Annotated in this window: 9 protein-coding genes; 6 read left to right on the top strand and 3 right to left on the bottom strand. The window is 76.1% G+C overall.

Going from position 1 to position 11,982, the window contains the following annotated elements; genetic code table 11:
- Positions 1 to 676, top strand: a 676-nt coding sequence (locus tag E1258_RS24020) for a M15 family metallopeptidase (RefSeq protein WP_132405114.1), incomplete at its 5' end; no start/stop codon positions are given.
- Positions 677 to 706: 30 nt separating this feature from the next.
- Here E1258_RS24020 and E1258_RS24015 read toward each other — a convergent pair.
- Positions 707 to 1,498: an alpha/beta hydrolase family protein gene (locus tag E1258_RS24015; RefSeq protein ID WP_132405112.1), complete on the bottom strand. Its 792-nt coding sequence runs from the start codon at positions 1,496 to 1,498 to the stop codon at positions 707 to 709.
- A 161-nt stretch (positions 1,499 to 1,659) separates the two neighbouring features.
- On the opposite strand from E1258_RS24015, the gene E1258_RS24010 reads away from it, so the two are divergent.
- Positions 1,660 to 2,058 (top strand): hypothetical protein, encoded by a 399-nt coding sequence (locus E1258_RS24010; RefSeq protein ID WP_132405110.1) that lies wholly within the window; start codon positions 1,660 to 1,662, stop codon positions 2,056 to 2,058.
- A 59-nt stretch (positions 2,059 to 2,117) separates the two neighbouring features.
- Here the strand turns inward: E1258_RS24010 and E1258_RS24005 are convergent, their stop codons facing one another.
- Positions 2,118 to 2,744: a DUF1349 domain-containing protein gene (locus tag E1258_RS24005; protein WP_132405108.1), complete on the bottom strand. Its 627-nt coding sequence runs from the start codon at positions 2,742 to 2,744 to the stop codon at positions 2,118 to 2,120.
- A 495-nt stretch (positions 2,745 to 3,239) separates the two neighbouring features.
- Here E1258_RS24005 and E1258_RS24000 point away from each other — a divergent pair, with 495 nt between their 5' ends.
- Positions 3,240 to 4,439, top strand: coding sequence for an RtcB family protein (locus E1258_RS24000; protein ID WP_132405106.1), 1,200 nt, complete (start codon positions 3,240 to 3,242; stop codon positions 4,437 to 4,439).
- 27 nt (positions 4,440 to 4,466) lie between these two features.
- Here E1258_RS24000 and smpB read toward each other — a convergent pair whose 3' ends face one another.
- Positions 4,467 to 4,955 (bottom strand): SsrA-binding protein SmpB, encoded by a 489-nt coding sequence (smpB, locus tag E1258_RS23995; protein WP_132405104.1) that lies wholly within the window; start codon positions 4,953 to 4,955, stop codon positions 4,467 to 4,469.
- Between the two features lie 104 nt (positions 4,956 to 5,059).
- Between smpB and E1258_RS23990 the strand changes: the two genes are divergently transcribed.
- The 3 genes from E1258_RS23990 to E1258_RS23980 form a co-directional block, all read left to right on the top strand.
- Complete coding sequence (locus tag E1258_RS23990; RefSeq protein ID WP_132405102.1) at positions 5,060 to 5,605, top strand: RNA 2'-phosphotransferase; 546 nt, start codon at positions 5,060 to 5,062, stop codon at positions 5,603 to 5,605.
- A 94-nt stretch (positions 5,606 to 5,699) separates the two neighbouring features.
- Positions 5,700 to 6,992: an MFS transporter gene (locus E1258_RS23985; RefSeq protein ID WP_165949887.1), complete on the top strand. Its 1,293-nt coding sequence runs from the start codon at positions 5,700 to 5,702 to the stop codon at positions 6,990 to 6,992.
- Positions 6,989 to 11,982: type I polyketide synthase (locus E1258_RS23980; protein ID WP_165949886.1), on the top strand; the 4,994-nt coding region annotated here is incomplete at its 3' end. The genes E1258_RS23985 and E1258_RS23980, both read left to right, overlap by 4 nt.

Below are 11,982 nucleotides of genomic sequence, written 5' to 3'. Positions count from 1 at the left end.
CGTCCTGTCCGACCTGGACCCGAGCATCGCCGTCGACATCCGGTACGCCACCGCGCACAACTTCGTCGGCCGGCCGATCACCGGCTACCGGGAGCCGCTGTGCCTGCTCACCCGGCCCGCCGCCGACGCGCTGCGCCGGGTGCAGCAGGCTGCCCGCGCCACCGGGCACCGCCTCAAGGTGTACGACTGCTACCGGCCACAGCGGGCCGTGAGCGACTTCGTCGACTGGGCGGGGCGGCCCGGGCAGGACCGGATGAAGGCCGAGTTCTACCCCGACGTGGCGAAGTCACGCCTGTTCGCCGACGGCTACCTCGGCGCGCCAACCGCGCACAGCCGGGGCAGCACCGTCGACCTGACCCTGGTCCCCGACCCGCCACCCGAGCAGCCCCCGTACGTGCCCGGCGAGCCCCTGGTCGCGTGCACCGCCCCGGCGGGGGAGCGCTTCGCGGACAACGGAGTGGACATGGGCACCGGCTTCGACTGCTTCGACCCGCGCGCCCACACCGCCGACCGCCGGGTCACCGGTGCCGCGCGGGGCAACCGTGAGCTGCTGCGACGGCTGATGGCCGACGCCGGCCTCACCAACTACCCGCGCGAGTGGTGGCACTACCGGTACGCCGACGAGCCGTACCCGGACACGTACTTCGACTTCCCGGTGGCCCGCTCGTCGCTGTGACCCGGCCGGGCGCTCCGGTGTGGCCGCCCGTCAGCCGGGCGGGGCGGCGGGTGCGCGCAGCGGCAGCCAGGTCAGCACGTCCTGGATCTTCGCGTCCCAGTACGCCCAGTCGTGGTCGCCGGGGGTGAAGTCCACGGTCAACGGCACGCCCCGCCGCCGGGCCGTGTCGACGAACCGGGTGTTGTCGTCGAACAGGAAGTCCTCGGTGCCGCAGGCGACGTAGAGGGCCGGCGTGTCGTCGTCGGCGCGTTCCAACAGCGCCACCGTGTCGTCGTCGCTGCCGGGCACTTGCCGGTCGCCGAAGACGGTGTGCCAAACGGCCGGGTCCAGCGGGTGGCTCGGGTGGTCGCGCCGCCGGGCGACGTCCAGCGCCCCCGACAGGCTCGCCGCCGCCGCGAACCGGCCCGGCTCGCGCAGCGCCCACTTCACCGCGCCGTACCCGCCCATCGACAGGCCGGCGACGAAGGTGTCCTCCCGCCGGTCGGACAACCGGAAGAACGACCGGCAGACCTCGGGCAGTTCGGCGGTGAGGAACGTCCAGTACCGGTTGCCGTGCTCCTCGTCGGTGTAGAAGCTGCGCCCCACCTGGGGCATCACCACGGCCAGGCCGAGCGGCGCGACGTACCGTTCGACGGAGGTGCGCCGGGTCCAGATCGTGTCGTCGTCGCTGAGTCCGTGCAGCAGGTACAGCACGGGCGGGTCGCCGGCCGGCGCGCCGCCGGACATCCCGATCCCGGAGCCGGCCCGGTCCGGCAGGAGCACGGTCATCGAGGTGCCCATGCCCAGCGCCTCGGAGTGGAAGTCGCAGCGGATCAGCGCCATGGGCGTGGATGTTACGCGCCGGGTGGCGGTCGCGCCGGGGTGAAGTCCGGCTGCCGGGACAGGAATTCTGTGCCGGGCGACCTCCGCAAGGGTGGCCGCCCGGTTTACCAGGCTGTAACGTCCGCGCTGCTGGATCCGTCACAGAGAAGTGGGAGTCAGTGATGACCGACGTGTCGACGGCGCTGGGCGTGCGCCTCTATCCCGACCTGGTCGAGCTGGGCGGGCTCGCCTCCGCGCTGGCCCTGACCGCCACCCGGTGCCAGACCGACGTGGGCCGCGTCAGCGCCCCCGAGCGGGGGCGGGGTCGGTTCACGTGCGCCGAGCTGCACTGCGACCGGGGGACGATCTGCGTGGGGCTGGGCTCCCAGGCCCGCTACTTCATGATCGACATTTCGGGAGCCGACGGGTGCCGGGCCGACGGCGACACCACCGACCTGGACCAGGTCGTGCTGCTCGCCGGCGCCTGGCGCGGCGGGGCGGGCCTCGCCGAACTCCGCGCCCGTTTCCCGTTCCTCGACCACGTCCGCGAGCCGGTCGGCGAGGGCACGACCGGCGTCTGAGCGGGTGTCGGGGGACCGAGCCGAGCGGACCGGTCCGTGCCGATCCGCGCCGGCCCGGCTCACGAGCCGTCGCGGAGGTCGCCCAGGCGCTCGCGGGTGAAGCGGATGTCGTCGAAGGTGACGGCGCACCCGTCACCGGTCGGCGACTGCGCCTCGAAACCGATCGCGGCGGACGTGGCCGCGCCGTCGACGGCGAAGAGGCGGATCATCTGCCACGTCCTGCCGTCGAGGGAGGCGTGGTAGGCGAAGGCGTGGCCGAGTCGGGAGACCCGCAGCCACACCGTCCGGCCGTCGACGACGAAGGCGTTGGCGTCGTCGGCGACGCCGCGGGCGACCACAGAGACGATCATCGGCTCGCCGTCGGGGGAGAACTCGAAGCAGAGCTTGCCCCAGTGGCGTTCGTCGACCCAGAGCAGCAGTACCCCCGCGTCGTAGGTCGAGGCGAACTCCACGCTGACGCGGGCGCTGAACTGGAAGTCACCGGACGGGGGGACGCCGAGCAGGGTCACCGCGTTGAGCAGCGGCTCGGCGTCGGGCTGGGTGCCCGTTCCCGGGTCGATGAAGATGTCGCTGTGCGCGGCCGCGGAGGCCCTCACCGTGGCGGGCGCCCCGGTGATCGTCCACGCCGCCTCGGGGGACGGCGAGAGTGTGAAGGGCAGGCCGGGCACGTTCCAGGCGAGGGCCATGTCATCTCCTGTGGTCGTCGGACCGGCGAACCTATCAGAGCGTTCGTACAGCGTGGCGGCAGGTCGGCCGGGTCGCGCCCGGGCGCGGCCGGGTCAGGCGCGACACCGGATTTCCGTTGCGGGCGCCGTGCCCCTCGCCTACCGTCGAGGCGCAAGGTCGACGTGAGCAGCTCCAGGGAGCACAACGTGTCGCAGCTAATCCGCACCGAGGGCCGGCGGCCCGCGCCGCACGGCGGTGTGGCGTTGCCGGCCGGCGGGCGGTCCCTGGGTCGGTGGCAGCGCCGACGGGCCGGGTGGTGGCGCGGATAGCGCCGGCGCGACACGCGCAGCCGCCCACCCCGCACCGGGGGTCGGGCGGCTCTTTCGTCCTCCGGGCCCGTGACCCTGCAACGGCCGGTCCGAACCGGCCCCGGCAACACCCTCGTCCCGGCGGGACCGCGGCACACCGCCGGCGGGTCGACCGCCGCTCAGGGACGAGCACAACGAGGAGAGATCGTGGCTTTCACCCCGCTGCCCGGCACCCGGGCGCCCGTACGGGTCTGGACCGACCCGTACGACATCGAGCCGCAGGCCGCCCAGCAGCTACGCAACATCGGCGCCCTGCCGTGGGTCGAGGGCGTCGCCGTCATGCCCGACGTCCACTTCGGCAAGGGCGCCACCGTAGGTTCGGTGATCGCGATGCGGCAGGCCGTCTCCCCGGCCGCCGTCGGCGTCGACATCGGCTGCGGCATGTCGGCCGTGCGTACCTCGCTCACCGAGGCCGACCTGCCCGACGACCTCGCCGGGCTGCGGTCGGCGATCGAGGCCACCATCCCGGTCGGCTTCGGCAGGCGCGACGACCCGGTCGACCCGCGCCGGGTGCGGGGGCTGGAGCAGCGCGGCTGGGCCGACTTCTGGGCCCGTTTCGGCACCCTCGACGAGCGGGTGGCCCCGCTACGGACCCGCGCCCAGCAGCAGATGGGCACCCTCGGCGGCGGCAACCACTTCATCGAGGTCTGCCTGGAGTCCGGTGGCCCCGACGCCGGCCGGGTCTGGCTGATGCTGCACTCGGGGTCGCGCAACATCGGCAAGGAGCTGGCGGAGCGGCACATGAGCGTCGCGCGGCGGCTGCCGCACAACGCCGGCCTGCCCGACCGGGACCTCGCGGTCTTCCTCGCCGGCACGCCGGAGATGGACGCGTACCGGCGGGACCTGTGGTGGGCGCAGGAGTACGCCCGGCGCAACCGGGCGGTGATGCTGGCCCTGCTCTGCAACGTGGTCCGCGACGCGTTTCCGCACGTCGGCTTCGACGAGCCGATCAGCTGCCACCACAACTACGTTGCCGAGGAGACGTACGCCGGGGTGGACGTGCTGGTCACCCGCAAGGGCGCGATCCGGGCCGGTGCCGGGGACCTGGGCATCATCCCCGGATCGATGGGCACCGGGTCGTACATCGTGCGCGGGAAGGGCAACGCGGACGCGTACTGCTCCGCCTCGCACGGGGCCGGGCGGCGGATGTCGCGCGGGCAGGCGAAGCGGACGTTCAGCACGGCCGACCTGGTGGCGCAGACCGCCGGGGTGGAGTGCCGCAAGGACGCCGGGGTGCTCGACGAGATCCCGGCCGCGTACAAGGACATCACGCAGGTGATGGCCCAGCAGGAGGACCTGGTCGAGGTGGTCGCCCACCTCAAGCAGGTGGTCTGCGTGAAGGGTTGAGCGGGGTCGCCGCCGAGCGGTTCATGTTCACCGGCGGCGACCCTGGGCGCCCTTGAGGCGGCGGCCCAGCTCCCGGGCAATCTCCCGGTTGGCGTCGCGTTCGGCGAGGGCCTGGCGCTTGTCGTACGACCTGCGGCCCCGGGCCAGCCCCAGCTCCACCTTGGCCCAGCCGTCGGAGAAGTACAGCGACAGGGGCACGAGCGTCAGCCCGCCCTCGCGCACCCGGTCGAGTATCCGGTCGATCTCGATCCGGCGCAGCAGCAGCTTACGGGTGCGCCGGGGCTGGTGGTTGGTCCAGCTTCCGAAGCCGTACTCGGCGATGTGCAGGCCGTGCAGCAGCAGCTCGCCGTCGTGTTCCTGGGCGAAGGCGTCGACCAGGGAGACGTACCCGGCGCGCAGCGACTTCACCTCGGTGCCGGCGAGCACCAGCCCCGCCTCGTAGGTCTTGAGGATGTCGTAGTCGTGGCGGGCCTTCTTGTTCGACGCGACGAGGGTGCGTCCGGTCTCCCTGGGCACTGTCGGCCTCCCGCTGGTGGTTGCGCCCCGACGGGCGAGAGGCTAGCAGCCGCGCGCCCGGGAATTTGGTGGAGCCACGCGGCGGCGACGGCCACAATGCCGCCATGGACCACCGAACCATGGTCAAGTTGAGCAAGCGGATGTCGAAGGCGTTGCGCCACGAGCCGTACCGTCTCGGCCTCACGCCGGACCGGGCCGGCTGGGTACCGGTGGACGACCTGCTCGCCGTTCTGCGGGTGGGGCGGCCCGACCTCGACGCCGTCGTGGCCGGCAACGACAAGCAGCGCTTCGCGGTGGAGCGCGGCCCGGACGGGGTGGACCGGATTCGGGCCAACCAGGGGCACTCCATCCCGGTCGAGCTGGGGCTGCCGCCGGTCGAGCCGCCCGCGCGGCTCTACCACGGCACCGGGGCCGGCGTGGTCGAGTCGATCCGGACGGGCGGGCTGCACCGGGGCGGCCGGCACCACGTGCACCTGTCGGCGGACGTCGAGACCGCCCGGCGGGTCGGCGCGCGGCGCGGCGGCCCGGTCGTGGTGTTCACCGTCGACGCGGCGGCGATGGCCCGCGACGGGCACGTCTTCCACCGCAGCGCCAACGGCGTCTGGCTGACCGACGCCGTCCCGGCGCGCTACCTGGACCCGGGGCGCTAGGGGCACCCGCGATCCCGCCCGCCCCATTGAAAGTCGTCCGCCCGCCCGGCAAGATCGGCGGCACCGGGGGAGTCGACAATGGTGGGGACGTTCAGTGGCGAAGGAGGCCGGCGCGGGGCGCGCGGCGCGTGACCTGCGGCTGGTGGTGGCCGCGCACGCGGTCTCCACGTACGGCAGCTACCTGAACCTGGTGGCGCTGGGCCTGTTCGTGCTGGCGCTCACCGGCTCCGCCATGCGGACCGGCCTGTTCATGGCCGTCCGGTTGGTCGCCGGTTTCCTCATGGGGCCGGTCAGCGGGCTGCTCGCCGGCCGCTGCCGCCGAACCCGCCTCATGATCGGCGCCGACGTGCTCTCGGCGCTGACGCTGACGCTGCTGGTGGTGGCGCCCGTCGGGGCGCGGCCGGCGATGCTCTACGCCCTCGCGGTGGTGCTGGGCTGCGGGCAGACCCTGTGGGGGGTCGCGCTGCGCGCTGAACTGCCGGACCTGGTGGGGCCGCAGCGGCGGGCCCGCGCCAACGCCCGGCTCGTGGCGGCCCGGTCGGTGGCGATGCTGCTCGGCTTCGCCTCGGCGGGGTTCCTGGTCGCGGGCCTCGGCTACGAGGTGGCGTTCCTGCTCGACGCCGGCACGTACGCGCTGTCCGCGCTGCTGCTGGCCCGGGTGCCGGCCCGCCGGCCGGCCGCCGCGCCCGGGGCCGCCGCGCCCGTCCGGCCGCAAGCCCTGGCCGGCTTCGGGGTGCTGCGGGCGGTCGCGCCGGTGGTGGCGGCCATGATCGGGGTACGCGCTGCCGACGCGTTCGGCTCGGCGGCTCACAACGTCGGTATCCCGGTGCAGGCCAGCCTGGTCCAGCCGGACTCGCCGGCGGCGTACGCCGCCGTCTTCATGACCTCCTGGGCAGTGGGCAGCCTCGCCGCCGGCCGGTGGTGCGCCCGGGTGGCCGCCCGCACCGGCGGGGTGGGCTCGCCGCGCGCCTTCGGCGTGGCCACCTGCCTGATGTCGCTCTTCTTCGTGCTCGCCTTCACCGATCCGCCCCTGTGGCTGCTGATCCCCCTGACCCTCGCGGCGGGCGCGGCCGACGGCTACGCCGAGATCAACTACACGACCCGGCTCCAGGGCGTCGACGAGTCCCGGCGGGCCCGGCTGTTCGGGTTCGCCAGCGCGGCGCAGAACGCGGGCTTCGGCCTCGGCATGATCGGCTGCGCCGCCGCGCTCGGCCGGTCGGCCCCGCTCACGGTCGTCGCCGTCGCCCACGGGCTGGCCTGCGCCGTGGCCCTCGGCTTCCTGCTCGCCCAGGCGGTGCGGCCGGCGGACCGGCACGATCCGCCGGCCGCCCGGACCGACCGGGCCGACGACCCATCGACCCCCCGAGTCGCCGAGGTGACGCCGTGACCGCCGTACCGCCCACCCGTCGTGCCGCCGTCAGTCACGGCGGCGACCTGCCCGCGGACCCGGAGCACCCCCGGACGCTGGGCGACGCGCTGCGGCGGGCGGCGCGGGAGTCTCCCGACGCCGGCATCCGCGTCGTGGACGCGGCCGGCCGGGCCACCCTGCTCGACCACGCGACGCTGCTCGCCCGGGCCCGCGCCGTGGGGGCCGGCCTGCGGGCGCGCGGGGTCGCCCCCGGCTCGCCGGCGATCCTGCGGATCGACTCGGGCGTGGAATACTGGCCGGCGTTCTGGGGCTGCGTGCTCGCCGGCGTCGTGCCGCTGACCGCTGGCGCGCCGGCCGGATACGACGCGGACAGCCCGGCCGTCGGCGCGCTGCTGCACGCCTGGCGGGCCCTCGACGCACCGGTCGTGCTCGCCGGGGCCGCCGATGTGGCGGGGCTGTCCGGGCTGCCGCTGGCCGGCCGGGCGATTGGCGTCGCCGAGCTGGCCGCGGCCGACCCGGCGCAGCCCGCCGCGGCCGACCCGGCGGCGGGGCCGTCCGACGTCGAGGCCGAGCCCGACGCGGTGGCGATCCTGCAACTGTCGTCGGGCAGCACCGGCACCCCGAAGATCATCCCGCTGACCCACCGGGGCCTGTCCGAGTACGCCGTGGGCGCCCGCGAGCTGCTCGACGTGCGTCCGGGCGACGTGCTGCTCAACTGGCTGCCGCTGGACCACGTCGCCGGCCTGCTCCTCTACCACCTCGGCGGGGTGTTCCTCGGCGTCTCCTCCGTGCACGTCGCCACCGAGCTGGTCCTGGCCGACCCGACGCGCTGGCTCGACCTCATGGATCGCTACCGGGTCACCCACAGTTGGTCGCCGAACTTCGGCCTGCGGCTGGTAGTCGACGCGGTGGCCCGCGACCCGGGCCGGCGCTGGGAGCTGGGCGGGGTGCGGCGCATGGTCAGCGGCGGCGAACAGTGCCTGCCGGAGACCTTCCGGGCGTTCGTCGCCGCGACCGGGGTGCCGGCGGCGGCGATGGCCCCGGCCTGGGGGCTCTCCGAGACCTGCACGGCGATCACCTTCGCGTCGTTCACCGAGCCGGGCTGCCGGCAGGTGGTCCGCACCGCCAGCCTGGGTGGCGACGTGGAGTGGGTCGAGGGCGAGGCGGGCGGCGACGTCACCGAGCTGCTCTGTGTCGGCCGCCCCGCGCCCGGGGCGACCCTGCGGATCGTCGACGCCGACGGCGCGGTGCAGCCCGAGGGCCGCGTCGGCCGGGTGCAGGTCCGCTCGGCCCGGGTCACCCCCGGCTACCTCGGCGACCCCGAGGCCAACCGCGCCGCCTTCCGCGACGGAGGCTGGCTGGAGACCGGGGACCTGGGCTACCTGCGCGACGGCGCGCTGACCATCGCCGGCCGCGCCAAGGACCTGCTGATCCTCAACGGGCAGAACATCCCCTGCCACGAGATCGAGCGGATCGTCGGCGCCGTCGTCGGGGTGCGCGCCGGGCGCGCCGCCGCGGTCGGGGTGCCCGACGCCCGGGCCGGCACCGAGGCCCTGGTGGTCTTCGTCGTCACCGACGCCGACGCGGCGGCCGGGCCGGCGAGCCGGGTGGCCGAGGCCGTCGCGTCGGCGGTGGCCCGGCGGTGGCAGATCGTCCCGACGCGGGTGGTGGCCGTGGCCGAGGCCGACTTCCCGCGTACCTCCGGGGGCAAGATCCAGCGCGCGGAGCTGCGCCGCCGGTTCCTCGCCGGCGAATTCCCCCCGCAGGGCCAGGCGTCCGGGGCGGCCGAGCCCGGCGCGGCCCCGCCGAAACCCGGCCCGGCGGCGGTCCGCGCCGCCGTCCGCGCCGCGCTCGCCGACGTCCTCGGCCGGCCGGTCGAGGCGGACCGACCCTTCTACGAGCTGGGCGTCGGCTCGGTCGAGATCGTCGCGCTGCGGGCCCGGCTGGAGGCGGCGCTGGGCCGCCCGGTGCCGCAGACCGCGCTGTTCGCCCACCCCACCGTCGACGCCCTCAGCGCCCACCTCGCCGCCGCCGGCCCGGCCGCCGCGCCCGCGGCGGCGGCCGGGCCGGGGGACCGGCGGGTCGCCATCGTCGGGATGGCGGCCCGCTTCCCTGGCGCGGCGAGCGTCGAGGAGTACTGGGCGGCGCTGCTGGCCGGGGTGCAGAGCGTGCGCTCCTTCACCCCGCAGGAGCTGGCCGCCGCCGGGGTGCCCGAACACCTCGCCCGCGAGCCCGGGTACGTGGCGGCCAGCGGCGTCCTGGACGACGTCGCCGGCTTCGACGCCGGATACTTCGGCGTCAGTCCCCGCGAGGCCGAGCTGCTGGATCCGCAGCACCGGCTGTTCCTGGAGATCTGCCAGCACGCCCTGGACGACGCCGGCTGCCCCGGCGAGGCCGACGGCCGGCGGATCGGCGTCTTCGCCGGCGGCGGGATGAACCTGTACCCGCACCACACCTACCTGCGCCACCAGCTCCCGCAGGCCGTCGTCGCCGACGACCCGGCCACCGCCATCGGCGCCGCGCTGGGCAACCAGCCCGACTTCCTGGCCACCCGTGTCGCCTACCGGCTGGGGCTGACCGGGCCCGCCGTGACCGTGCAGACCGCCTGCTCCACCTCGCTGGTCGCGGTGCACCTGGCCGCCCGCGCCCTGCTCGCCGGGGACGCCGACGTCGCCGTCGCCGGCGCGGTGGCGGTGCACGTCCCGCAGGTCACCGGGTACCGGCACACTCCCGGGTCGATCCTGTCGGCGTCCGGGCGGTGCCGGCCCTTCGACGCCGACGCCGACGGCACGGTCGGCGGCAACGGGGTCGCCGCGGTGGTGCTCAAGCCGCTGGACCGGGCGCTCGCCGACGGCGACCGCATCCACGCCGTGCTGCTCGGCTCGGCCGTCAACAACGACGGGGCGGGCAAGGTCGGCTGGACCGCCCCCGGGGTGCCGGGGCAGGTCGACGTGGTCCGGCGGGCGTTGCGCGACGCCGGGGTGCCGGCCGCCTCCGTCGGGTACGTCGAGGCGCACGGCACCGGCACCGCACTCGGCGACCCGGTCGAGCACCACGCCCTCGCCGAGGCGTACGCGCCCGCGCGGGCGTTCCTCGGCTCGGTGAAGGCCAACATCGGACACCTGGACAGTTGCGCCGGCATGGCCGGGCTGATCAAGGCCGTGCTCGCCGTCGGCTCCGGCCGCGTCCCGCCGCAGATCAACTTCACCCGGCCGAACCCCGCGCTGGGCCTGGCCGACGGCCCGTTCACCGTGACCACCGTCGCCACCGACTGGCCGGCGACCGCCTCGCCCCGGCGCGCCGCCGTCAGCGCTCTCGGCGTCGGCGGCACCAACGCCCACGTGATCGTCGAGCAGCCGCCACCCCCGCCGCCCCGGGCAGCCGCCGCGCCGGACCGGGTCCCCGGGCTGTTCCCCGTCTCCGCCGCCGACCCCACCGCGCTGGCCGCGCTCGCCCTGCGCCACCGCGACCGGCTGCGCGCCGACCCCGAGCTGGCCCTGGCCGACGTGGTGCGCACCGCCGGCACCGGCCGCCGGCACCTGCGCCACCGGCTCGTCGCCCTCGGCGGGTCGACCGCCGCGCTGGCCGAGGCCCTGGACCGGCACGCCGCCGGCCTGCCGGCCGACGTGGTGACCGGTGAGGCCGGCGGGGACACGGCCGGGCCGGTCGCCCTGGCCTTCCCCGGCCAGGGCGAGGCGCGCGACGTCCTGCTCCCGCTGGCCGCCCGGTTCCCGGTCGTCCGGGAGGTGCTCGACGAGGCCGCCGAGGCGTACCGGGAGGCCGTCGGCGGCGACCTGGTGGCCCGGCTGCGGGCCGAACACCAGCCGACCGGCCGGCCCACCGATGTCGCCCAGCCGGCGCTGGTCGTCGTCGGGGTGGCGCTGGCCGAGCTGTGGCGCTCGTGGGGCCTGGCGGTGGACCACGTCCTCGGCCACAGCGTCGGCGAGTACGCCGCCCTGGTCGTCGCGGGCGCGCTCCCCCTCGCCGACGCGGTGCGGCTCGCCGCCGGACGGGGCCGCCTGATGGCCGATTACCTGCCGGCCGGCGCGATGCTGGCGGTGCTGGCCGACCGGTCGACCGTGGACGCGCTGGCCGGCGGGTCGCCGCTGGAGCTGGCGGCGGTCAACGGGCCGGCCCAGCACGTCCTCGCCGGCCCGCCGGGCACCGTCGACGCCGCCGCCGACCGGGCCGCCCGGCTCGGGGTGGCGACCCGACGGCTCCCGGTCGACCGGGCGTTCCACTCGGCGGCCGTCACGCCGGTGCTGGGCCGGCTGCGCGGGCTGGCCGCCGGGGTCACGTTCCGGCCGACCCGGCTGCCGCTGGTCAGCGCCCTCGACGGCCGGGTCCGCCCGCCCGGCTGGCGGCCCGACGCCGAGTACCTGTGCCGCCACGCCCGCGAGCCGGTGCGCTGGCACGACGCGGTCGACGCCCTCGCCGCCGGCGGGGTCGCGACGGTGGTCGAGGCGGGCGCGGGCGGCGCGCTCACCGCCCTCGCCGCCGTGGCCGGCACACCGACGCGCTGGGTGGCGTCCCAGCGGCGGGGGCTCGACCCCGCGGCCGGGCTGTGGCGGGCGGTGGCCGAGCTGCACGTCGCGGGCACGCCGCTGGACTGGGCGGCGCTCGTGGACGGCCACGGCGGTCGCCGGGTGACGCTGCCGGCGTATCCCTTCCAGCGCCGCCGCTTCTGGGCCACCCCGCGAGACGCCGCGGTCGCCGCCGCGCCGGCTCGTCCGGTCGCCGCGCCCACGGTGGGACCGGACACGGTGGGACCGGACACGGCGGGACCGGAGGCGGCGGGGGCGGTGCTGGAGCGGGTGCGGGCACTGACGGCCGAGCGGCTCGGCCTGACCGTAGCCGAGGTCGGCCCCGACGAGAGCTTCTTCGCCCTGGGCGCCGACTCGCTCCTGCTGATCACGATGGCCCGTGAGATCGAGCGCGCCTTCGCCGTTCGGGTGCCGGTGCGGGACCTGGTCACCACCGTCGACACCACCCGCCGCCTGGCCACGAC

The sequence above is a fragment of the Micromonospora sp. KC207 genome (assembly GCF_004348615.1).
Classification (GTDB): Bacteria; Actinomycetota; Actinomycetes; order Mycobacteriales; family Micromonosporaceae; genus Micromonospora.
Note: the sequence above shows the minus strand (reverse complement) of the source record. Positions and strands in the feature narration are given on the sequence as shown.